The sequence below is a fragment of the Streptomyces sp. UW30 genome (assembly GCF_008042075.1).
Classification (GTDB): Bacteria; Actinomycetota; Actinomycetes; order Streptomycetales; family Streptomycetaceae; genus Streptomyces.
Genome location: NZ_RDBN01000053.1, coordinates 1674042 through 1696468, shown reverse-complemented (window position 1 = coordinate 1696468; position 22427 = coordinate 1674042). Strand labels below are relative to the sequence as shown.

General features: G+C 69.7%; 17 protein-coding genes and 1 riboswitch. Of the genes, 6 read left to right on the top strand and 11 right to left on the bottom strand.

Annotation, left to right across the window (positions count from 1 at the left end; all coding sequences use genetic code 11):
* Positions 1-346: 346 nt before the first annotated feature.
* Positions 347-536, top strand: a riboswitch (TPP riboswitch).
* Positions 529-2331, top strand: a complete 1803-nt coding sequence (gene thiC, locus EAO75_RS42210) for a phosphomethylpyrimidine synthase ThiC (protein ID WP_148000293.1) — start codon at positions 529-531, stop codon at positions 2329-2331. It overlaps the preceding riboswitch by 8 nt.
* A gap of 216 nt (positions 2332-2547) precedes the next feature.
* On the opposite strand, the gene EAO75_RS42205 is transcribed toward thiC, so the two are convergent.
* The 3 genes from EAO75_RS42205 to EAO75_RS42195 all read right to left on the bottom strand — a co-directional run bounded on the left by EAO75_RS42205 (position 2548) and on the right by EAO75_RS42195 (position 6042).
* Positions 2548-3417, bottom strand: coding sequence for a hypothetical protein (locus EAO75_RS42205; RefSeq protein ID WP_148000292.1), 870 nt, complete (start codon positions 3415-3417; stop codon positions 2548-2550).
* Between the two features lie 193 nt (positions 3418-3610).
* Positions 3611-4687 carry a metallophosphoesterase gene (locus tag EAO75_RS42200; RefSeq protein ID WP_148000291.1) on the bottom strand — a complete coding sequence of 359 codons (1077 nt, stop codon included), beginning with the start codon at positions 4685-4687 and terminating at the stop codon, positions 3611-3613.
* Positions 4688-4929: 242 nt separating this feature from the next.
* The gene (locus EAO75_RS42195; RefSeq protein ID WP_148000290.1) at positions 4930-6042 is read right to left on the bottom strand and encodes a LacI family DNA-binding transcriptional regulator; all 1113 of its coding nucleotides are present in this window, start codon (positions 6040-6042) and stop codon (positions 4930-4932) included.
* A 452-nt stretch (positions 6043-6494) separates the two neighbouring features.
* Between EAO75_RS42195 and hisC the strand changes: the two genes are divergently transcribed.
* Positions 6495-7574 (top strand): histidinol-phosphate transaminase, encoded by a 1080-nt coding sequence (hisC, locus tag EAO75_RS42190; RefSeq protein WP_148000289.1) that lies wholly within the window; start codon positions 6495-6497, stop codon positions 7572-7574.
* 16 nt (positions 7575-7590) lie between these two features.
* Here hisC and EAO75_RS42185 read toward each other — a convergent pair whose 3' ends face one another.
* Positions 7591-7983 carry a cyclophilin-like fold protein gene (locus EAO75_RS42185; RefSeq protein ID WP_148000288.1) on the bottom strand — a complete coding sequence of 131 codons (393 nt, stop codon included), beginning with the start codon at positions 7981-7983 and terminating at the stop codon, positions 7591-7593.
* 143 nt (positions 7984-8126) lie between these two features.
* On the opposite strand from EAO75_RS42185, the gene EAO75_RS42180 reads away from it, so the two are divergent.
* From EAO75_RS42180 to EAO75_RS42165, 4 genes are all read left to right on the top strand, one after another.
* Complete coding sequence (locus EAO75_RS42180) at positions 8127-9635, top strand: cytochrome ubiquinol oxidase subunit I (protein ID WP_148000287.1); 1509 nt, start codon at positions 8127-8129, stop codon at positions 9633-9635.
* Between the two features lie 20 nt (positions 9636-9655).
* Positions 9656-10660 (top strand): cytochrome d ubiquinol oxidase subunit II, encoded by a 1005-nt coding sequence (gene cydB, locus EAO75_RS42175; RefSeq protein ID WP_148000286.1) that lies wholly within the window; start codon positions 9656-9658, stop codon positions 10658-10660.
* Positions 10661-10672: 12 nt separating this feature from the next.
* Positions 10673-14173 carry a thiol reductant ABC exporter subunit CydD gene (gene cydD / locus EAO75_RS42170; protein WP_148000285.1) on the top strand — a complete coding sequence of 1167 codons (3501 nt, stop codon included), beginning with the start codon at positions 10673-10675 and terminating at the stop codon, positions 14171-14173.
* A 120-nt stretch (positions 14174-14293) separates the two neighbouring features.
* Positions 14294-15370: a peptidoglycan DD-metalloendopeptidase family protein gene (locus tag EAO75_RS42165; RefSeq protein WP_148000284.1), complete on the top strand. Its 1077-nt coding sequence runs from the start codon at positions 14294-14296 to the stop codon at positions 15368-15370.
* 3 nt (positions 15371-15373) lie between these two features.
* Here EAO75_RS42165 and EAO75_RS42160 read toward each other — a convergent pair whose 3' ends face one another.
* The 7 genes from EAO75_RS42160 to EAO75_RS42130 form a co-directional block, all read right to left on the bottom strand.
* Positions 15374-16261: an HAD-IIB family hydrolase gene (locus EAO75_RS42160; protein ID WP_187284790.1), complete on the bottom strand. Its 888-nt coding sequence runs from the start codon at positions 16259-16261 to the stop codon at positions 15374-15376.
* Between the two features lie 130 nt (positions 16262-16391).
* The gene (locus tag EAO75_RS42155; protein WP_148000282.1) at positions 16392-17294 is read right to left on the bottom strand and encodes an LLM class flavin-dependent oxidoreductase; all 903 of its coding nucleotides are present in this window, start codon (positions 17292-17294) and stop codon (positions 16392-16394) included.
* Between the two features lie 41 nt (positions 17295-17335).
* Entirely contained in the window at positions 17336-17782 is a 447-nt protein-coding gene (locus EAO75_RS42150; RefSeq protein ID WP_148000281.1) for a hypothetical protein, read from the bottom strand.
* A gap of 25 nt (positions 17783-17807) precedes the next feature.
* Positions 17808-18356, bottom strand: coding sequence for an RNA 2'-phosphotransferase (locus EAO75_RS42145; RefSeq protein WP_148000280.1), 549 nt, complete (start codon positions 18354-18356; stop codon positions 17808-17810).
* 122 nt (positions 18357-18478) lie between these two features.
* Positions 18479-19411, bottom strand: a complete 933-nt coding sequence (locus tag EAO75_RS42140; protein ID WP_261989636.1) for a MerR family transcriptional regulator — start codon at positions 19409-19411, stop codon at positions 18479-18481.
* A 216-nt stretch (positions 19412-19627) separates the two neighbouring features.
* Positions 19628-21385 (bottom strand): SDR family oxidoreductase, encoded by a 1758-nt coding sequence (locus EAO75_RS42135; protein WP_148000607.1) that lies wholly within the window; start codon positions 21383-21385, stop codon positions 19628-19630.
* 8 nt (positions 21386-21393) lie between these two features.
* Positions 21394-22245 carry a M24 family metallopeptidase gene (locus tag EAO75_RS42130; RefSeq protein WP_148000278.1) on the bottom strand — a complete coding sequence of 284 codons (852 nt, stop codon included), beginning with the start codon at positions 22243-22245 and terminating at the stop codon, positions 21394-21396.
* Positions 22246-22427 lie beyond the last annotated feature (182 nt).

Sequence of the window (22427 nt, the reverse complement as noted above, 5' to 3'; positions counted from 1 at the left end):
GGCCGGGAGCCGGGTTCATGCCATGCGCCGCCTCCGCCCCGGGGCTCCGGCATCCCACCCGGGCGCGTGCCGTGCTCGTGCCACCCGCCGGTTTCAGCCGTGCGACCGTCGTGGCCGCCCGTGGAGCCAGGGCCGTATCCACCGTCGTATCTGCCTCCGGGGACGCCTGGACCCCGGCCGCCCGTACGGCCGTTGCCCCTAGCGGGGTCGTTTCCGGAGCCCGAGCCGCGGGGCGGCTCGGGCGGTGGGTACGGAGGCTCATGCGGCGAGGTCACCGACCGATCATCGCAAGAACGGCAGGGGCCCCCTGTTCAGCGCGCCCGAATTGACGCTAGCGTGGAGACACCTTTGTACACGCGGGAGCTCGGAGCACCGGGCTGAGAGGGCGCTGACCTCCGTCCCAGCGATGTTTCACATGAAACATCACTCATCGCGAGTGATGTTTCACACGAAACGTCGGCGGACGGATATCGCTGCGTCGACCGCCGAACCTGTTACCGGGTAATGCCGGCGTAGGGAGTAGGTCTCATGACCATCAAGGACGCGCGCACGCCTGCCTCCAGCCAGGACGAACAGTCCATTCAGGGCGAAAACCCCACGGAGGCCGGGAAGTCCATCGGCTGGCACAAGGCGTATGTCGAGGGCTCACGCCCCGATCTGCGGGTGCCGGTCCGCCAGGTGCACCTCACCAACGGGCAGTCGGTCACGCTGTACGACACCTCAGGCCCGTACACCGATCCGCTCGCCGACACCGACGTGCGCAGGGGGCTTGCCCCGCTGCGGGAGAACTGGATCATCGCCCGCGGCGACACCGAGGAGTACGCGGGCCGTCCCGTCCGCCCCGAGGACGACGGGATCAAGCACACCTCTCCGCGCGGCGGCCTGCGCAACCTCGACGCGGTCTTCCCCGGACGTCCGCGCCAGCCGCGTCGCAGCCGTGACGGACAGGCGGTGACGCAACTCGCCTACGCGCGCCGGGGTGAGATCACACCCGAGATGGAGTACGTGGCCATCCGGGAAAACGTCTCGCCCGAGGTGGTCCGCGAGGAGATCGCCGCGGGCCGGGCGGTGCTGCCCGCCAATGTCAACCACCCGGAGATCGAGCCGATGATCATCGGCAAGCGGTTCCTGGTGAAGGTCAACGCCAACATCGGCAACTCCGCGGTCACCTCCTCCATCGAGGAGGAAGTCGAGAAGATGACCTGGGCGACCCGCTGGGGCGCCGACACGGTCATGGACCTGTCGACCGGCCGCAACATCCACACCACTCGCGAGTGGGTGCTGCGCAACTCCCCCGTGCCCATCGGCACGGTGCCGCTCTATCAGGCGCTGGAGAAGGTCGATGGCCGCGCCGAGGAGCTGACCTGGGAGATCTACAAGGACACGGTCATCGAGCAGGCCGAGCAGGGCGTGGACTACATGACCGTCCACGCGGGCGTGCGCCTGCCGTACGTACCGCTGACGGCCAACCGCAAGACCGGCATCGTCTCGCGCGGCGGCTCGATCATGGCGGCGTGGTGCCTGGCGCACCACAAGGAGAGCTTCCTGTACGAGAACTTCGAGGAGCTCTGCGAGATCCTCGCGGCGTATGACGTCACGTACTCGCTGGGGGACGGCCTCAGGCCCGGCTCGATCGCGGACGCCAACGACGAGGCGCAGTTCGCGGAGTTGAGGACGCTCGGGGAACTCAACCGGATCGCGAAGCGTTTCAACGTACAGACCATGATCGAGGGCCCGGGACACGTCCCGATGCACAAGATCAAGGAGAACATCGACCTTCAGCAGGAGATCTGCGATGAAGCTCCGTTCTATACGCTCGGCCCGCTGACCACGGACGTCGCGCCGGCGTACGACCACATCACTTCCGGCATCGGTGCCGCGATGATCGCCTGGTGGGGCACGGCCATGCTCTGCTACGTCACGCCCAAGGAGCACCTGGGCCTGCCCAACCGTGACGACGTCAAGACCGGCGTCATCACCTACAAGATCGCCGCCCACGCCGCCGATCTCGCCAAGGGACACCCCGGTGCGCAGGAGTGGGACGACGCACTGTCCGACGCCCGCTTCGAGTTCCGGTGGGAGGACCAGTTCAACCTCGCCCTGGACCCGGACACGGCACGGGAGTTCCACGACGAGACCCTTCCGGCCGAGCCGGCCAAGACGGCCCACTTCTGCTCCATGTGCGGGCCGAAGTTCTGCTCGATGAAGATCTCCCAGGACATCCGCCGCACCCATGGCGGATCCCGGGCGGAGATCGAGGAGGGAATGGCTCAGAAGTCTCAGGAGTTCGCCGCGGCGGGTAACCGGGTGTACCTGCCGATCGCGGACTGACGTCGGCGGCCTGACGCAAGGCGCGCCATGCCCGGTGTCCGGAGTGCTGCCCTGCGGTCGGGCTTATGGCCCGGCTGTTGGGAGTGCTGCCCGTCTGTTGGGCGTGCTGCCCCGCTGTTCGGCTTGCGCCTCCCCGAGGAGACATCCCCGGGGTTCCGTCGAGGAGGAGGGTCCCCTGATGGGGGCCTTCTCACGGCGGGGGCGCAAGCCGAGGGGCTACTCCGGCTGGTGTTCCGGCCCTCCGAAGTCCGGGCTCGTGTAGTCCGGGCTGCTGAAGCTCGGCCGCGAGCCCCGGGAGGCGCCGTCGTCCGGGCTGCTGAAACCCGGGCGGTCGTAGCCGAGGTTCGGGATGCGGCCGGCCGGAGTCGTCGGTGCCGTGCGGTGCAGGGCCGCCGCCGTGCCGGGGTCGGCGAGTGCCTCCCGTAGGAAAGGCAGGACACCGCGCTCCAGCAGGGCTTCGCGCCAGACTTCCCTGGCCCGGGCCACCTCTTCGCTCAGTTCGCCGTACGGCCCGGAATCGAAGGCCGGACGGTTGCGCAGAGCGGTGAGGAGGAGTCCGACGGCGGCGACCAGGATCGCGGCCGCCGCGATGGCGCCGAACACCCAACCGGTGGTCAGCATCGTCTGGGCGAACGCCGGCTCGGGGTTGAACATCTTCAGGATGTAGCCGACGAGCAGGAAGATCGCCGCGGCGGTGCCGGCGAGGACGGGTGCCAGGACGGCGACCACGGCGACGACGCCCGGGCCGGCCGTCTCGGCGACCTCGCCCATGGTGGTGGCGAGCCCCATTGCCCCTGTGCCCGACTCGGCGGAGTCGGCCTGGCGGGCGGACGACGGGGTGGACGGCGCCGGTTGGCGCAGTTCCTCGCGGACCTTCACGTAGTGCTGGTACTCGGTCGCCGCGGCCGCCGTGATGAGTGCGGTGGCGTTCAGCGCCATGGTGCGCAGCTGTTCGGGGTTGAGCCGCTGTCCCACAGCGGCCAGTTCCGGGCGGTGTGGTGCGGAGCGCAGCGCCTCGTCGAGGATCCGCTCGTACTCCTGGCGGTCCTCGCTGTGCAGGTGCTGCGGAACGCTGTTCATGTGCATCCCCCGATGCTCCGTAGGGCTTGGGGCTCGCATGCCAACGAGCCGTCGGGCAGAAACGGAGGGGAGCCTGCTACGGATAAGCCGATGGTAGAGCGGTGACGGCACACGGTGACAGGGGGTTTGCCAAAATTGGGCCCTGGCCTGCGCCGTCCTCCATCCCTGCGTGATGGGGGGACGTCTGCCCGGTGAACGTTCAGATATCCAGGGGAAGTTGCTGGACCAGCAGCTTTCCGGCCATGGTCACGCCGCCGTCCATCGCGATGGCGAGCCCTTCGGCGTAGACGTGCGGTCCCTCCACCAGGGGCCCGGTGCTGTCCTCGCCGTCCTCGGAGCCGACGTCGCCCAGCAGATACGGAATGGGGCTGTGGCCGTGAACGATGCGGGTGCCGCCGTACGTATCGAGCAGGGAGCGCACGTGGTCCGGGCCGCCCTCGTCGCGGAAGGAGAACCGCTTGGTGAACTTGCGGAAGAGGTCCCAGACCTCGTCGGCGTCATTGCGCGTGAGCGTTTCGCGGACGGTGTCGTTGACCGCTTCGATCGAATCGCCGTAGTCGAGATAGGCGGTGGTGTCCGAGTGCACGAGCAGATGCCCGTCGACCTCTTCCATGGCGTCCAGCCGGGACATCCACTGCAGATGGTGGTCCTGGAGGCGGTCCATGTCGGTCTTCTGGCCGCCGTTGAGCAGCCAGGCCGCCTGGAAGGTGGCGGTGCCCGCGCCGGAGTTGACCGGGGTGTCGCCGAAGCGTTTGGCGCCGATCAGCAGCAGCTCGTGGTTGCCCATGAGGGCCTTGCAGTAGCCGCCGGCCGCCGCGGACTCGGCGGACAGCCTCATCACGAGGTCGACGACGCCGATGCCGTCCGGGCCGCGGTCGGTGAAGTCGCCGAGGAACCACAGCCGTGCGGTGCCCGCGCACCAGTTCCCCGCCGAGTCGATCAGGCCCTTCTCCTGGAGGGCGGCCACCAGCTCGTCGAGATAGCCGTGCACGTCGCCGACGACGAAGAGCGGGCCGGGGCCGCTCGTCGACTGCTGCACCGGCAGGGAGGCGGGGTCGACGTGCACCTGAACAGTGTCGCCGCGGTTGATCACCGGCAGGTCCCGCTGCGTCGGCGTGTACCCCTCGGGATAGGCCTCGTCGGCGGGCGGGGCGACCTCGCCCGGGTGTGTGCTCTGGCCGTACGGACCGGTCTCGTGGACATAAGCGGGCACCCGGAAGTCGCGCAACGTCGCCGTCCGCTCCACCTCGGGTCCCTGACCGGCCCCCTGAGTCATCAGACCCCTCCACCATCGCGCCGCATCTGCACCGCATCGGACTGCCTGGTCGCAGCGGCCCGCGGGTGTCGTGGGCCCATCATAGGAATGCCGATCGCGCCATGTGATGACCCAGGGGTGGTGAATCGGAGCAGGACTCCTGTTCACCGCGGCTTTCGCCCCGATTGGGCAGGTCTTCGACCACTCGACGACCAGGCTCGGCCCGGCCCCCCGACCTGCCCGTACCGTGTTTCGGAGGGCGTTTACCGATCCTCGGGCGACCGGGGCGGGCTGACCGTCGTGCGCGGCGGGCGTCGCTGGGACGAGGTACGCACGATCAGCTCCGTCGGTATCACCTGCTCGACCGGCTGGTCCGAGTCGACCCCCTCGATGGCATCGATGAGGAGCTGGACCACCGCCGTGCCGATGCGGCGCGGCTTGAGAGAGAGCGTGGTGACGGGCGGCTCGGTGTTGGCGTACACCGTGGACTCGCTGCAACACACCAGAAGCAGGTCGTCCGGTACCCGCATGCCGTAGCGGCGGGCGGCGGCGAGCAGGTCGGTGCCGTTCGGGTCGAACAGGCCGTAGACCGCGTCGGGGCGGTCGGGTCGGGCGAGCAGCCGGTCGGCGGCGACGGCGCCCGCGCACGGGTCGTGCGCCGGGTACGCCTCGTACACCGGGTCCTGGCCGACACGTTCGCACCAGCGCAGGTACGCGGTGGTCGACAGATGGGTGTACGTGTCCGTCGTGGTTCCGGTCAGCAGACCGATCCGGCGGGCGCCGGCGTCGGCCAGGTGGTCGAGGATGCCCATTACGGCGGCCTCGTGATCGTTGTCGACCCAGGCCGTGACCGGGAGTGAACCGGCGGGCCGCCCGTCGGAGACGACCGGGAGGCCTTGTCTGACCAGTTCGCTGACGACCGGGTCCTGGTCGGACGGGTCGATGACGACCGTGCCGTCGAGGGCGACGTTCGACCACACGTCGTGGCGCGAGGTCGCGGGGAGGATCACGAGGGCGTAGCCGCGGGCGAGCGCGGCCGAGGTGGCCGCACGGGCCATCTCGGCGAAGTACGCGAACTCGGTGAAGGTGAAAGGTTCATCCCCGTATGTCGTCACGGTCAGGCCGATGAGTCCTGACTTGCCGGTGCGTAGTGTTCGGGCCGCGGCCGAGGGGCGGTAGCCCAGTCGGTCGGCGACTTCGCGGACATGGCGTCGGGTGGCGTCGGGGAGCCGGCCCTTGCCGTTGAGGGCATCGGAGACGGTCGTGATGGAGACCCCGGCGGCGGCCGCCACGTCTCTGATGCCCGCCCGGCCGGGCCGGCTTCCTCGACGTGAGGTTTCCGCGCGGCTCACCTGGTGCTTCCCTGCTGCTGTCATGGCGAGCCGATAGTAGGGCTCATGCGGTGGGGTAGTGCGGACGCATATGCAATCGTTGACAGGCACGTTTCTGCAAGGTCATAGACCGTCAAATTCCTTTGAAAGCAAGGGAGTTGAACGATCCAATGGCAAGACGTGACTTGTCGGCGCGCATGGGCCTGCCAAGTGTCCGATGTTTCGAAGAGGTCTCAACTCACCTTCACGGGTGATGCGCGCCAGGGCGCGAGCCACCGGCGCGTAGATATATGTGTGACGCGCCCCCCAATTCGTACGCCTTCGTATGACGATGCCCCTGATGCTGGTGTGACAGGTGTGATCAACGGACGGGTCTGCACCGTCGGTGGGCATCGGCTCCTCCTCACCTGTACGCATCGGCGCGGAATCCTCATAAGGTGAGAAGTATTGGAGCCGGCGGTGGTGATGGGCCGCCGGTGGTCGCGAGGAGGACTGCGGTGAGCGAGACGAGCCCCAAGCTGCGCGCCGAGCTGGAGGGTATCCCCACCTACAAGCCGGGCAAGCCCGCGGCGGCCGGTGGCCCGGTGGCCTACAAGCTGTCCTCCAACGAGAACCCCTATCCGCCGCTGCCGGGCGTGATGGAGACGGTGACGGCGGCGGTTTCTTCGTTCAACCGTTACCCGGACATGATGTGCACGGGGCTGATGAACGAGCTGTCCGAGCGCTTTGGCGTTCCGGTCACCCATCTGGCCACGGGCACCGGCTCGGTCGGTGTGGCCCAGCAGCTGATCCAGGCCACCGCGGGGCCCGGCGACGAGGTCATCTACGCCTGGCGGTCCTTCGAGGCGTACCCGATCATCGTGCAGATCAGCGGTGCCACCTCCGTCAAGGTGCCCCTGACCTCGGGTGAGGTGCACGACCTGGACGCGATGGCCGCCGCCATCACCGACCGCACCAGGCTGATCTTCGTCTGCAACCCCAACAACCCGACCGGCACGGTCGTGAAGCGGGCCGAGCTGGAGCGATTCCTCGACCGGGTGCCGAGCGATGTCCTGGTGGTGCTGGATGAGGCGTACCGCGAGTTCATCCGCGACCCCGAGGTGCCGGACGGCGTGGAGATCTACCGCGAGCGGCCGAACGTCTGTGTCCTGCGGACCTTCTCCAAGGCATACGGTCTCGCCGGCCTGCGCGTCGGCTTCGCGATCGCCCAGGAACCGGTCGCGGCGGCCCTGCGCAAGACGGCCGTGCCCTTCGGGGTGAGCCAGCTCGCGCAGGACGCGGCCGTCGCCTCGCTGCGCGCCGAGGACGAACTGCTCGGCAGGGTCGGGTCGCTGGTGTGTGAGCGCAACCGCGTGGGCGAGGGGCTGCGTGCCCAGGGCTGGACGATGCCCGAGACCCAGGCCAACTTCGTGTGGCTGCGGCTGGGGGAGCGCACGGCCGCCTTCGCTCAGGCGTGTGAGCAGGCGGGCGTGGTGATCCGGCCGTTCCCGGGCGAGGGTGTGCGGGTGACGGTCGGGGAGGCCGAGGCGAACGACATCTTCCTGAAGGTGGCGGAAGGGTTCCGCAAGGAGCTCTAGGGCTCCGCGGGCACGGTCAGGCGTCCACGAGTTCCACGCGTACGGGGTCGCCGTCGCGGACCGTCGCCAGCAGGCGGGGGTCGCTGTCGAGGCGGCCCAGGATGTTGCACGGGCTCGCGAGGCGGCACTCGTCGCCTCGCGAGATCGGTGTGGGTCCGTAGGGGAGGGCGAGCGCGTCGCCGTCGGTCCAGAAGGCGACCGTGCCCGGCTCGACCACCTGCTGGGCGTCCGTTTCACGTGAAACGGACACTCCTGTGTCGAAGTACACCTCCTCGCCCCAAGTGTGGGCGGTCGAGCTGAGCGGCAGGGCCTTGCTGAGGGCTTGTGCGGTCGGAGTGTCGTCGAGGGTCGCGGTGAGGTGTCCCGCGGGCCAGGAGATCCGTATCTGACGCGGTGTCTGTGTCTGCATGCTGGCGATTCAACAATATGTTGAAGTTTCCGCCAAGGGGTGCGTCGTAACGAGGGACCCCCCTGTGGGGGGTCATAGTGACCGTGCTGCATAATTGCTTGTGAATGTGAACGCTTTCACAAGCGTATGTAAGGAGCGGCGACGTGGACCTGGCTTTGGCGCCGGAGACCTTGGCGCGATGGCAGTTCGGCATCACCACCGTCTACCACTTCCTGTTCGTCCCCCTGACGATCTCGCTGGCCGCTCTCACGGCCGGGTTGCAGACCGCCTGGGTACGCACGGAGAAGGAGAAGTACCTCAGGGCGACGAAGTTCTGGGGCAAGCTCTTCCTGATCAACATCGCGATGGGGGTCGTCACCGGCATCGTGCAGGAGTTCCAGTTCGGCATGAACTGGTCCGACTACTCCCGCTTCGTCGGTGACGTCTTCGGTGCTCCACTCGCCTTCGAGGCGCTGATCGCCTTCTTCTTCGAGTCCACCTTCATCGGACTGTGGATCTTCGGCTGGGACAAGCTGCCGAAGAAGATCCACCTGGCCTGCATGTGGATGGTCTCCATCGGCACGATCCTGTCGGCGTACTTCATCCTGGCGGCCAACTCCTGGATGCAGCACCCCGTCGGCTACCGGATCAACGAGGCGAAGGGGCGGGCCGAGCTCACCGACTTCTGGTTGGTGCTGACCCAGAACACCGCCCTCGCGCAGGCGTTCCACACCCTGTCCGCGGCCTTCCTCACCGGTGGCGCGTTCATGGTCGGCATCTCCGCCTTCCATCTGCTGCGCAAGAAGCACATCCGCGATATGAAGACCTCGCTCAGGCTCGGCCTGGTCACCGTCGCCATCGGCGGCCTGCTCACCGCACTCAGCGGGGACACGCTCGGCAAGATCATGTACGAGCAGCAGCCGATGAAGATGGCCGCCGCCGAGGCCCTGTGGGACGGCGAGGAGCCGGCGCCCTTCTCGGTCTTCGCCGTCGGTGACGTCGACAAGGGCCACAACAAGGTCGCCATAGAGATCCCCGGCCTGCTGTCCTTCCTGGCCAAGGACGACTTCACCTCGTACGTCCCCGGCATCAACGACGTCAACAAGGCCGAGCAGGAGAAGTACGGCCCCGGCGACTACCGGCCCAACATCCCCGTCGCCTACTGGGGCTTCCGCTGGATGATCGGCTTCGGCATGACGTCGTTCGCCGTCGGCCTGGTCGGACTCTGGCTGACCCGCAAGAAGTTCATGCTGCCGCAGCACCTGAGGGTCGGTGACGACGAGGTACCGCATCTGGTGCTGCTCCCGAAGAAGGCCCTCGGCCCGAAGCTGACCAAGTGGTACTGGCGCATCGCGATCTGGACCCTGGCCTTCCCGCTGATCGCCAACTCCTGGGGCTGGATCTTCACCGAGATGGGCCGTCAGCCCTGGGTCGTCTACGGCGTCCTGCAGACCCGCGACGCGGTCTCCCCCGGCGTCTCCCAGGGCGAGGTCCTCACCTCGATGATCGTCTTCACGGCGCTGTACGCCATCCTCGCCGTGGTCGAGGTCAAGCTGCTGGTGAAGTACGTCAAGGCCGGCCCGCCCGAGCTCACCGAGGCCGACCTCAACCCGCCCACGAAGATCGGCGGCGACTCCCGTGACGCCGACAAGCCGATGGCCTTCTCGTACTAGGCCGAGGGAGCTGCACAGTCATGGAACTTCACGACGTCTGGTTCGTCCTGATCGCCGTCCTGTGGACCGGCTACTTCTTCCTGGAGGGCTTCGACTTCGGGGTCGGTGTCCTCACCAAGCTGCTGGCCCGCAACCGGCCCGAGCGGCGGGTGCTGATCAACACCATCGGCCCCGTCTGGGACGGCAACGAGGTGTGGCTGCTCTCCGCGGGCGGCGCGACCTTCGCCGCCTTCCCCGAGTGGTACGCCACGCTCTTCTCCGGCTTCTATCTGCCCCTGCTGCTCATCCTGGTCTGTCTGATCGTCCGGGGTGTCGCGTTCGAGTACCGGGCCAAGCGGCCCGAGGAGAACTGGCAGCGCAACTGGGAGCAGGCCATCTTCTGGTGCTCGCTGCTCCCGGCGTTCCTGTGGGGTGTGGCCTTCGCCAACATCGTGCGGGGCGTGAAGATCGACCAGAGCCATGAGTACGTCGGCAACGTCCTGGACCTGCTCAACCCGTACGCACTGCTGGGCGGTCTGGTCACGCTGACGCTGTTCACCTTCCACGGTGCGGTGTTCACCGCGCTCAAGACCGTGGGGGAGATCCGGGAGCGGGCGCGCAAGACGGCCCTGTGGGTCGGCCTTGCGACCGCCGTGCTGGCGTTGATCTTCCTGCTCTGGACGCAGATCGAGAACGGCGACGGTCAGAGCCTGGTCGCCCTCGTCGTGGCCGTGGCTGCCCTGGTGGCCGCGCTGGTGGCGAACCAGGCCGGGCGCGAGGGATGGTCGTTCGCCTTCTCCGGCGTCACCGTCGTGGCCGCCGTGGCCATGCTCTTCCTGACGCTCTTCCCGGACGTCATGCCGTCCTCGCTCAATGACGAGTGGAGCCTCACGGTCACCAACGCGTCGTCGAGCCCCTACACCCTGAAGATCATGACCTGGTGCGCGGTGATCGCCACGCCGATCGTGATGCTCTACCAGGGCTGGACCTACTGGGTCTTCCGCAAGCGGATCGGCACGCAGCACATCGCCGAATCCGTGCACTGAGGTGTGTTTCACGTGAAACCAATCGATCCGCGTCTCCTCCGATACGCCCGCGCCACTCGCCTCTTCCTGATGGCGGTCGTCGGCCTGGGAGCCGTCGGTGCGGGACTGGTCATCGCCCAGGCGATGCTCATCGCCGAAGCGGTGGTGGGGGCGTTCCAGCAGGGGATGTCCTCCGCCGAACTACGCACTCCCCTACTCCTGTTGGCGGCTGTAGCGGTGGGTCGTGCGGTGATCGCCTGGCTCACCGAACTCGCCGCCCATCGCGCCAGCGCGGCGGTGAAGTCGGAGCTGCGGGGTCGGCTGCTGGAGCGGGCGGCCGAGCTGGGACCCGGCCGGCTGAGCGGGCAGCGGACCGGTTCGCTGGTCGCTCTCGCCACGCGAGGCGTCGACGCCCTCGACGACTACTTCTCGCGCTATCTGCCGCAGTTGGGACTCGCGGTGGTCGTGCCTGTCGCGGTGCTGGCGCGGATCGTGACCGAGGACTGGGTCTCGGCGGCCATCATCGTCGGCACCCTGCCGCTCATCCCGATCTTCATGATGCTGATCGGCTGGGCCACCCAGTCGCGGATGGACCGTCAGTGGCGGCTGCTGTCCCGGCTGTCCGGGCACTTCCTCGACGTAGTCGCCGGGCTTCCCACCCTGAAGGTGTTCGGACGGGCCAAGGCGCAGGCCGAGTCGATCCGGCGCATCACCGGTGAGTACCGCAGGGCGACGATGCGGACCCTGCGGATCGCCTTCATCTCCTCCTTCGCGCTGGAGCTGCTCTCGACGCTCTCGGTGGCCCTGGTCGCCGTCACGATCGGCATGCGGCTGGTCCATGGCGAGATGCATCTGTACGACGGCCTGGTCATCCTCGTGCTGGCGCCCGAGGCCTATCTGCCGCTGCGGCAGGTGGGCGCGCAGTACCACGCGGCAGCCGAGGGGCTCTCCGCGGCCGAGGAGATCTTCGAGGTGCTGGAGACACCGGTACCGGCGTCCGGAACCGGGGCGGTGCCGACCGGTGCGGTGTCGTTCGAGGGTGTCTCGGTCCGCTACCCCGGACGTTCGGCCGACGCCGTCTCGGGTGTGTCCTTCGCCGTCGAGCCCGGGGAGACGGTGGCGCTCGTCGGGTCGAGCGGTGCGGGCAAGTCGACGCTGCTGAACGTGCTGTTGGGGTTTGTGCGGCCGACCGAGGGGCGGGTGCTGGTCGGGGGAGCCGACCTCACCGAGCTCGATCTCGCGCAGTGGCGCTCGCGTATCGCCTGGGTTCCGCAGCGGCCTCATCTGTACGCAGGGACGATCGCCGAGAACGTACGGCTGGCGCGTCCCGACGCGGACGACGCGGCCGTGCGGCGGGCGCTGGCCGATGCCGGAGCGCTGGAATTCGTGGACGCGCTGCCCGAGGGCGTCGACACCGTGCTGGGTGAGGACGGGGCCGGACTGTCCGCGGGGCAGCGGCAGCGGCTCGCGCTGGCCCGGGCTTTCCTCGCGGACCGGCCCGTCCTGCTGCTCGACGAGCCGACGGCCGCGCTCGACGGGGCCACCGAGTCCGAGGTCGTGGAGGCCGTGCGGCGGCTCGCCGTGGGACGCACGGTGCTGCTGGTCGTGCACAGGCCGGCATTGCTGGGCGTGGCGGACCGCGTCGTGCGGCTCGCTGAGATCGCGGCGCCGGTGCGGTCGGAGGCCCTGCCCAAGGCGTCCGACGACCGTCCGAACGAGGTCGGCGAAACGCACGGTGATTCCGCTCCCGCCGAGGCCGAGGCGGTGCCGCTCACGACGAACGCGCGTGGTGTCCTCGCCCGCGTCCGCGCCATGTCCGGCCCCCGACGCGGCCGGCTCGCTCTCGCGTTGCTGCTCGGGAGCCTCGCGCTCGGCAGTGCCGTCGGGCTCATGGCCACCTCCGGATGGCTCATCTCGCGGGCCTCGCAGCAGCCGCCCGTGCTGTATCTGATGGTGGCCGTGACGGCGACGAGGGCCTTCGGCATCGGGCGGGCCGTGTTCCGGTACGCCGAGCGGCTGGTGTCGCACGACGCGGTGCTGCGGATGCTGGCCGACACCCGGGTCGCCGTGTACCGGCGGCTGGAGCGGCTGGCACCCGCCGGGCTGCGCAGTACGCGGCGCGGCGACCTGCTGTCGAGGCTCGTCGCCGACGTGGACGCGCTTCAGGACTACTGGCTGCGCTGGCTGCTGCCTGCGGCCGCCGCGACGGTCGTGTCCGCCGGGACCGTCGGCTTCACCGCGTGGCTGCTGCCCGAGGCCGGAGCGGTGCTCGCGGTCGGGCTGCTGGCGGCAGGGCTCGGAGTCCCGCTCGTCACGGGTGCCGTCGCCCGCCGTGCCGAGCGCAGGCTGGCCCCCGCCCGCGGAGTCCTCGCGACACGCGTGACGGATCTGCTCACCGGCACCGCGGAACTGACCGTCGCCGGCGCGCTGCCCAGCCGTACGGCCGAGGCACGGCAGGCCGACGGGGTGCTCACCCGGATCGCCTCACGGGCCGCCACCGCGACGGCGCTCGGTGACGGACTCACCGCGCTGATCTCCGGCCTCACCGTCGCCGCCACCGCCCTCGTGGGCGCTCAGGCGGTCGCCGACGGGCGGCTGAGCGGTGTGACGATGGCCGTCGTCGTCCTCACCCCGCTGGCCGCCTTCGAGGCCGTCCTGGGGCTGCCGCTCGCCGTGCAGTACCGCCAGCGGGTGCGCAAGAGCGCCGAGCGCGTCCACGAAGTCCTCGACGCGCCCGAGCCCGTACGGGAACCGGAGCGTCCCCGGAAGGCGCCCGCATCGCCCTTCCCGGTCGCTGTCAGGGGCCTGACCGCCCGTCACGCAGGCCAGGACCGGGACGCGCTCGCCGGCCTCGACCTGACCCTGGAGGAGGGCCGCCGGATCGCCGTCGTCGGATCGTCCGGGTCCGGCAAGACGACGCTGGCGCAGGTGCTGTTGCGGTTCCTGGACGCGGACGCGGGCTCGTACACGCTGGGCGGCGTGGACGCCTACGCGGTGGACGGCGACGACGTGCGGCGACTCGTCGGGCTGTGCGCTCAGGACGCGCACCTCTTCGACAGCTCCGTACGCGAGAACCTGCTCCTCGCCAAGAAGGACGCCTCCGAGGCCGAACTGCGCGACGCCCTGGGGCGCGCGCGGCTGCTCGACTGGGCCGACGGCCTGCCCGACGGGCTGGACACGCTCGTGGGCGAGCACGGGGCGTGGCTGTCGGGCGGGCAGCGGCAGCGGCTCGCGCTGGCGCGCGCACTACTGGCCGACTTCCCCGTCCTCGTGCTCGACGAGCCCGCCGAGCACCTGGATCTGCCGACCGCCGACGCCCTCACCGCCGACCTGCTGGCCGCCACCGAGGGCCGTACGACCCTGCTCATCACGCACCGACTGGCCGGGTTGCAGGCCGTGGACGAGGTGGTCGTGCTGGACGAGGGGCGTGTCGTGCAGCGGGGGACGTTTGCGGAACTGGCCGCTGTGGACGGGCCGCTGCGGGGGATGGTGGAGCGGGAAGAGGCGGCGGATCTGTTGGTGGGGATGCAGTGACGCGCAGGCCCCTGTAGTCAGTCGGCTTCACCCCTCGTACTGACCCGTCCGCAGCAACCTGTCCCCCAGGCGTACGTCCTGAACGGGCCACGGACGGATCCTCGGGTCAGGATCGCTGACATGCGTTCACATCGCCGTCGTGTTCTGGCCGTTCCGGCGCTGCTGTGTGCGCTCGTGCTCCTCGTGGCGCGGCCCGCCGAAGCCGCCGGCGACGACGAGGACACCACCGGGGGCCACGGCGCCGGCGGTGGCCTCGGCCTGAGCGCGCAGGTGGTGCAGTTGTACGAGGACGCCTCCCGGGCGACGAAGCGGTACGAGGTGGGGCGCCAGGAGGCCGAGGGACAGCGGGCGCAGGCCCAGCGGATCGAGGGGCTGCTCGACCGCGAGCGGCGGGAGATCGGCGTGCTGCGCGAGGACCTGGGCCGGATCGCGCGCGCCCAGTACCGCACGAGTGGCGGGATGCCGCTCACCGCGCAGATCATCCTCGCGTCGAGTCCGGAGGAGCTGATGCGCGGTCAGCATGTGTTCTCGCAGACGAACCTGGCCGTCAACAACGCCATCGAGAAGAGCCGCCGCGCAGAGACCCAGCTCGCCAAGGACGAGGCCAGAGCCGCGGCCGCCTGGCACGGCCTGGAGAAGCGCAACGCCGAGCTCGCCGAGCTGAAGCGGGGCATCGAGCAGAAGCTCGAGGAGGCGCGGTGGCAGTTGCAGGGCGAGGCCGACGCCTCCGTGGCCGCCGGCTCCTGCCCCGGTGCCGTCCGGCTCGACCAGAAGCAGAAGGAGTACACCGGCGCGTGGGCCACGCCGGTGGAGTCCTACGAGCTGTCCGCCGCGTTCGGCAGCGGTGGGTCGCGGTGGGCGAACCGGCACACCGGGCAGGACTTCGCGGTGCCGATCGGCACGCCGGTGCGTGCGGCCGGGGACGGACGCGTGGCCAAGGTGGCGTGCGCAGGCGCCTTCGGCATGGAGGTCGTCGTCCAGCACACGGACGGCTATTACACGCAGTACGCCCATCTCGCCTCGGTCACTGTCGACCAGGGCGAGCGCGTCGACGCCGGGCAGTGGATCGGCCAGTCCGGCACAACCGGCAACTCCACCGGCCCGCATCTGCATTTCGAGGTCCGGATCACCCCGGAGCTGGGCTCGGCGGTCGATCCTGTGCCGTGGCTGGCGGATCGGGGAGTGCCGCTCGGGTAGGCCCTAGCCGCGCTCGGCCAGCATCTGCTCGATGATGACCGCCACCCCGTCCTCGTTGTTGGCGACCGTCCGCCCCGACGCGGCGGCGACGACGTCCGGGTGGGCGTTGCCCATCGCGTACGACTGCCCCGCCCACGTCAGCATCTCGACGTCGTTCGGCATGTCCCCGAAGGCCACGACCTCCTCGTGCGAGATACCGCGCTCGGCGCAGCACAGGGCCAGCGTGCTCGCCTTGGAGACGCCGGGCCCGCTGATCTCCAGCAGGGCGCTGGGGCTGGAGCGGGTGACATTGGCGCGGTCGCCGATGGCGAGGCGGGCCACGGTGAGGAAGCCGTCGGGGTCGAGGGTGGGGTGGTAGGCGAGGATCTTGAGCACCGGTTCGCCGGCGCCGGGAGCGTCCGGCGACAGGTGGTCCTCGGCCGGCGCGAGCTCGTCCGGTATCTCCATGTGCAGCTTGGGGTAGTCCGGCTCCTGGTAGAAGCCGTATGTCTGCTCCACCGCGTACACCGTGCCCGGCGCCGCCTCGCGCAGCAGGCGTACGGCGTCCAGCGCGTTCTCCCGCGCCAGCTCGCGCACCTTCACGAACCGGTGGGCGCCGGGCCCGCCGTGCAGGTCGACGACCGCGGCGCCGTTGCCGCAGATCGCCAGGCCGTGACCGTGGACGTGGTCGCTGACGACGTTCATCCAGCGGGCGGGGCGGCCGGTGACGAAGAAGACCTCGATGCCCGCCTCCTCGGCGGCGGCCAGCGCGGCGATCGTGCGTGGGGAGACGGACTTGTCGTCCCGCAGCAGTGTGCCGTCCAGGTCGGTGGCGATGAGCCGCGGCCGCACGGCGGCGTCCGGGTTCTGGGGCTGTCGAGTCGCTGAGGTCACCGCGTCATTCTCCCGCATATGCCTGCACGGTCGTGCGGCAGTCCGCACATCTGAGGCGGTCCCTGAGGAGATCCCGCCCCTGAGAACACCGTCGGCAGCGCCCTCACCAGCACTGTCGTGCCCGACTCGGGCACCGCGGCTGCCGTACTCACCGCAGCTGTGCCTCGGCTTCCATCGCGATCTGCTCGAAGACCTTCTCGTCGGCCGCGAAGTCCGAGTCGGGGATCGGCCAGTGGACCACGATCTCGGTGAATCCGAGCTCCTGATGGCGCCCCGCGAAGTCCACGAACGCATCGAGCGACTCCAGCACACGGCCGCGTTCCGGGGTGAATCCGGTGAGCAGCACCTTGTCGAGGTCGGCCACGTCCCGGCCGATCGCCGCGCACGCGTCGGACAGCTTCTCAGCCTGCCCGCGAATGGCTTGAAACGACTGCTCGGGGGTGCCGCTCTCACTCACCTTGGGGTCGCCCGTGGTCACCCAGGCCTGCCCGTACTGCGCCGCCAGCCGCAGCCCGCGCGGCCCGGTCGCGGCCACCGCGAAGGGCAGCCGGGGCCGCTGCACACAACCAGGGATGTTGCGGGCCTCGTGCGCCGAGTAGAAGTCGCCCTCGTACGACACCGAGTCCTCGGTCAGCAGCCGGTCCAGCAGCGCGATGAACTCGGCGAACCGGTCGGCACGCTCGCGCGGCGTCCAGGGCTCCTGGCCGAGCGCGGTGGCGTCGAAGCCGGTGCCGCCCGCCCCTATGCCGAGGGTGATCCGCCCGCCCGAGACGTCGTCGAGGGAGATCAGCTCCTTGGCGAGGGTCACGGGATGCCGGAAGTTCGGCGAGGTCACGAGGGTGCCCAGCCGCAGTTGGTCGGTGACGGCCGCGGCTGCGGCGAGCGTCGGCACGGCACCGAACCAGGGGCCGTCCCGGAAGGTGCGCCAGGACAGGTGGTCGTACGTGTACGCGGCGTGGAAACCGAGCTGCTCCGCGCGCTGCCACGTCTTGCGCCCTCCGTCGGACCAGCGGCGGTACGGGAGGATCACAGTGCTCAGGCGCAGACTCATGGGTCGAGCGTATGCGGCCGAAGGGGTTTCACGTGAAACGGCTACCGCACGCGGCTGCTCAGCCACGGAGTGAGGCTGATCATCGGCATGAACTCGCGATGTGTACGGTCGCCCGGCAGCGGAACGATCAGGAAGTAGCCCGGCGGGAAGCGGCGTGCCTTGACGTGGGCGAGGCCGTCGAAGACCGAGCGGAGGAACGCGGGCACGTCGTCGCGCGGGACGTCGGGACAGTCCACGCCCTCGACGGTGATCAGCGCGTCGTCCTCGGCGTAGAGCCGCACGCTCACCCGGGGTGAGCCGCCCAGGTCGATGCACGCCTCGTGGGGCAGGGAGCCGTCCGGGTCGGTGGTGACGCCGACGCCGGCAGCGCTGCGGCGGGAGGTCTGGTCGGCGCCGATGTCATGGCTCACCTCGATCTCGCGGCCGTACTCGGCGGCTATGGCGCGGAGCGCGGTGACGGCGGCCTCGGTGGTGGGGAATTGGTCCATACCACTGATCATGCCGGAAGGCGGGTCAGTGTGCCTCCGGGAAGTGCAGGTACTCCGGTGGCACGGCCTTCGTCAGCCACACCCCGTTCGCGCTGACGTGGAAGACATGGCCGTCGCGGTGCAGGGCGCCGGCGTCCACGGAGAGCACCACCGGGCGGCCGCGCCGGGCGCCGACCCGGGTCGCGGTCTCGCGGTCGGCCGAGAGGTGCACGTCGTGCCTGTTCATGGGCCTGAGCCCCTCGCTGCGGATCGCGTCCAGGTTGCGGGCCACGGTGCCGTGGTAGAGGTACGGCGGCGGGGTCGCCGGGGGCAGTCCGAGGTCGACGTCGATGCTGTGGCCCTGGCTGGCCCGGATCCGGGTGCCCTCGATCGCGAAGCGCTTCTTGTCGTTGGCGGCGACCACGTGGTCCAGCTCTTCCCGAGTGAACCGGAAGCCGTGTGCGCTCGCGGCGGCGATCAGCACGTCGATCTCGACCCAGCCGCCCTCGTCGAGGATCAGTCCGATGCGCTCGGGCTGATGGCGCAGGTGCTTCGAGAGATACTTCGACACCTTCACGGTGCGTCTTTCGTCCATGCCACCAGACTGCCGGGAGCGACGGGAATCACGCGAATGATTTCGCAGTCGATGTTTGATCCACAACCAAGTGCGGTTATCCACAGGGGAATTGGCGATTCTGTGGACAACGAGCGGTCACTTCAAGAGGTTTCGTCAAGATCAGCTGACGGGTGGTGATTTGCGGCGAGCCGGTCCAAGGCCCGGGCCTGCACCTCGCGTTCGGCGGCCAGCGCGATGAACTCGGAGGCCTGCTCCGGACCAACCAAGGCTTCCACGGCCTGCATTGTCTTTGCCGGAACCGCCACGTTTCGCGCAATTTCTCGATCACCCGGCGCGGCACCCGTGCCCAGGTGCTGGCGCAGGTGCCGCACCGCCAACAGACGCATCGCCCTGGCCAGTTCCGCGTCCACCGTGTGCTGGGCGAGGGGGCGCAGCCGTCGTACGAGAGAGGCCGCTTCCGCCGCGTCCGCGTCCGTCGGGCGGCGCGGTCCATCGAGGTAGCGGGCGAAGACGTGCTCGGTGGTGAACTCCAGGAAACGGGCGGCGATGTGCTCGACCTGTCCCCTCAACTCCCTCAGGTGGCCGGAGATCGCGGACAGCGGCACCCCCGCGGCGTACAACTCGACTGCCACGGCCAGCTCTTGGGGGCTCGGCACGACGAATGAGTCCTCGTCGCCGGGGACCGGCTCCAGGACGCCGAGCTCCACGGCGTCGGCCACCGCCGCGTCGTCCGGAGCGCCGCCGAAGCGGTCGTTCAACTCGGCGCGTGAGATCCGTACCGCCTCTTCGTCGGTCCACGGCCCGTCCACCTCGGCGGCCAGGCCGAGCACCCCGCCGAGGCCGCGGCCGGCGTCCCAGGCCTCCAGGAGTTCCTTGATGGAGGCCAGGGTGTAGCCGCGGTCGAGCAGGTCGGCGATCTGGCGCAGGCGGTCGAGGTGGGCGTCGGAGTAGAGGTTGGCGCGGCCACGTCGCTCGGGGCGGGGGAGCAGGCCCCGGTCCTGATAGGCGCGGATGGTGCGGACGGTGGCACCGCTGAGGTGCGCGAGGTCCTCGATCCGGTAGGTCTTCTCCACGCCAGGCCGCCTCCGCCCGCTGTCGTACCGTTCCTCACCACCCACGGCGGTTGCTGTGCGACTACCGGCGCCGCCGACCACCGCTCCCGCCACCGCTGACTTCCGGCCTTGAAGCGACCACCCGGCCAACGCCCGCATGCCGCACGGCCCCCTCCCCCATGAACCCGGCGATTCTCGCGATGCCGCACACGCAGTTCCTGCCACCAACGAGCCCTCTCACAGAGGCGGCTCCAACCGCGCAACCCGGCGCAGCGCCCTCGGCGTGAACCTCGACATCAGATACGCCCCACGCGCCTCCGGCGTCACCGGCACGACGGCCTCCCCCCGCACCACCGCCCGCAGGATCGCCTCGGCGACCTTCTCCGGCGGATAGTTCCGCAGTCCGTACAACCGCGCGGACTTCTTCTGGCGCCGCTTCTCCTCCTCGGCGTCGACGCCGGCGAAGTGTGCGGTCGAGGTGATGTTGGTGTTGACGAGGCCCGGGCAGATCGCCGTGACGCCGATGCCCTGCCCGGCCAGCTCGGCGTGCAGGCACTCGCTCAGCATCAGTACGGCCGCCTTGGAGGTGCTGTAGGCGGGCAGAGCCTTGGACGGCTGGTACGCCGCCGCCGACGCGGTGTTGACGATGTGGCCGCCCTGGCCGCGCTCGGCCATCTGCTTGCCGAAGAGCCGGCAGCCGTGGATGACGCCCCACAGATTGACGTCGAGGACCTTCTTCCAGTCCTCAGGGGTGGTGTCGAAGAAGGAGCCCGACAGACCGATACCGGCGTTGTTCACCAGGACGTCCACCACGCCGTACTCGGCCGCGACCTTCGCGGCGAGCTTCTCCATGGCCTGCTCGTCCGAGACGTCGACCGTCTCCGCCCAGGCCTCGGGTGCGCCGATCAGCCGGGACATCTCGGCAGTGCGGGCCGCGGCCTCCCCGTCCCGGTCGACGGCGACCACGCGCGCGCCGGCCTCGGCGAACGCGTACGCCGTAGCCCGCCCGATGCCGCTGCCCGCGCCCGTGACCAGGACGAGCTGCCCGCCGAAGCGGTCGGCGTACTTCCCGGTCGCCGTCACTCCTTCCGGGCGCCCGCCCTCCACGGACGTCACGAATTCCGTGATCCAGGCCACCAGTTGGTCGGGCCGGGTGCGCGGAATCCAGTGCTTCGCCGGGAGCGTGCGTCGGGTCAGCTGCGGAACCCACTGCTCCAGTCCGTCGTAGAGCCGCTCCGAGAGGAAGGCGTCCCCCAGGGGCGTGATGAGCTGCACGGGTGCGTGTGCGTACGCGTCGGCGCGCGGCCGGGTCAGCCGGGCCCGTACGTTGTCGCGGTACAGCCACGCCCCGCGCGCCGCGTCCGTCGGCAGGGATGAGGTCGGGTAGTCGCCGCCGGGGACCTGCTCGACGCGCTCCAGGATGCGCGGCCAGCGCTTGCCGAGGGGGCCTCGCCAGGCCAGCTCGGGCAGCACGGGCGTGTGCAGCGCGTACACGTACCAGGACTTGGCTCCCTGGCCGAGGAGCTGGCCGACCCTGCGCGGAGTGGGGCGCTTCAGGCGCTGGTTGATCCAGTGGCCGAAGTGGTCGAGGGACGGCCCGGACATCGAGGTGAAGGAGGCGATCCGGCCCTCGGTGCGCTGGACGGTCGTGAACTCCCAGGACTGCACCGAGCCCCAGTCGTGCCCCACCAGATGCACGGGCCGGTCCGGGCTGACCGCGTCCGCGACGGCCAGGAAGTCGTCCGTCAGCTTCTCCAATGTGAACCCGCCCCGCAACGGCTGGGGCGGCGTGGACCGGCCATGGCCGCGGACGTCGTAGAGCACGACATGGAAGCGGTCGGCCAGTCGCGGGGCGACCTCGGACCACACTTCCTTGCTGTCCGGATAGCCGTGCACCAGGATCACCGTCGGCTGCCCGGGGTCGCCCAGCTCGGCGACGCACAGCTCGACCCCGCCGGTCCGTACGAGGCGCTCGCGCGCGCCCTGAAGAGTCAACGGCACCGTCACTTCTCCTCCGCCCAGCGCCGCACGTGCGGCAGATCGTCGTCCAGCCAGAAGGCGCTCTGCTCGGGGTCCGCGGAGTCGGTGACGACCAGGATCTCCTCGAACTTCGCGCCGGTGCCCCGGAAACCGAGGTGCGGTTCGACCGCCCACAGGCCCGGCTGCGGCGGGTGGTCGGAGAAGCGGTACGGCGACCACAGCGGGGACCAGCCATCGCGGTGGCCGTGCAGCGCGTCGCTCGCAAGCCCCTTCAGGGACTGGGTGCCGAACCCGAACACATGCGGTGACCAGCGGCGCTCCTCGACCCGGTCGACCTTGTGCGCGATCACACCGAAGGGATAGGCGCGGTGCCGGTTGGCGTAGCCCCGGCGGACCATGAGGCGGTCCACGTCCTCGTAGATCTCCCGCAGCGGCCGCCGCTCGCGCACCTCGCGCAGGATCAGCTCCCGGTGCGCCTCCAGGTCGGCCATCAGCTTGTCCTGGACCGGGTTGATGCCGAGCGAGCCCGAGTAACCGATGTCGGCCGTGTAGCCCTCGTACACCGGAGCCATGTCCAGGATGAACGGCATCCCGGGCTCCAGACGGCGGTTGGTGGGGAAGAACTGCAGGGGGATCCGGAAGTTCACGAACGCCGTGCGGTCCCCGAACCAGGCGAAGGGCAGATGGAACCAGTCACGGACACCGCGCGCACGCAGCCACTCGCGCTGCATGCGCGCCGCCTCGCGCKCGGTGATACCGGGCTCCAGCTGCGCCGCGACGGCCTCCGCGCACTCGTACGCCAGCTGCTGGACCCGTCTGAACCCTCGCAATTCCGCCGAATCCGCACGGAGTTCGCCTGTCGCCGCCGTAGTCATGCCACCGCCCCACTATGTCCACACTGACTGCGGTACGTGCCCGTAACTTGACACTGGTGAATGTGACAGTTGTTAGAGGCTGCGTCAATAGGGCTGTTGAGGGCTGTGGAAAACCCCCATGATGTGGAAAATCAGGGCGTCGTTGTTCGACCTCAGGGTGACCCCTAGGGCCCCGTAGTCCT

Coding starts and splice junctions, on each gene's coding strand:
- EAO75_RS42185 (WP_148000288.1), bottom strand. CDS start 7,983: ATGCAGACACAGACACCGCGTCAGATACGGATCTCCTGGCCCGCGGGA.
- EAO75_RS42160 (WP_187284790.1), bottom strand. CDS start 16,261: ATGCGGGAGAATGACGCGGTGACCTCAGCGACTCGACAGCCCCAGAAC.
- EAO75_RS42195 (WP_148000290.1), bottom strand. CDS start 6,042: ATGACAGCAGCAGGGAAGCACCAGGTGAGCCGCGCGGAAACCTCACGT.
- EAO75_RS42155 (WP_148000282.1), bottom strand. CDS start 17,294: ATGAGTCTGCGCCTGAGCACTGTGATCCTCCCGTACCGCCGCTGGTCC.
- EAO75_RS42205 (WP_148000292.1), bottom strand. CDS start 3,417: ATGCACATGAACAGCGTTCCGCAGCACCTGCACAGCGAGGACCGCCAG.
- cydB (WP_148000286.1), top strand. CDS start 9,656: ATGGAACTTCACGACGTCTGGTTCGTCCTGATCGCCGTCCTGTGGACC.
- EAO75_RS42150 (WP_148000281.1), bottom strand. CDS start 17,782: ATGGACCAATTCCCCACCACCGAGGCCGCCGTCACCGCGCTCCGCGCC.
- thiC (WP_148000293.1), top strand. CDS start 529: ATGACCATCAAGGACGCGCGCACGCCTGCCTCCAGCCAGGACGAACAG.
- EAO75_RS42165 (WP_148000284.1), top strand. CDS start 14,294: ATGCGTTCACATCGCCGTCGTGTTCTGGCCGTTCCGGCGCTGCTGTGT.
- EAO75_RS42200 (WP_148000291.1), bottom strand. CDS start 4,687: ATGACTCAGGGGGCCGGTCAGGGACCCGAGGTGGAGCGGACGGCGACG.
- EAO75_RS42145 (WP_148000280.1), bottom strand. CDS start 18,356: ATGGACGAAAGACGCACCGTGAAGGTGTCGAAGTATCTCTCGAAGCAC.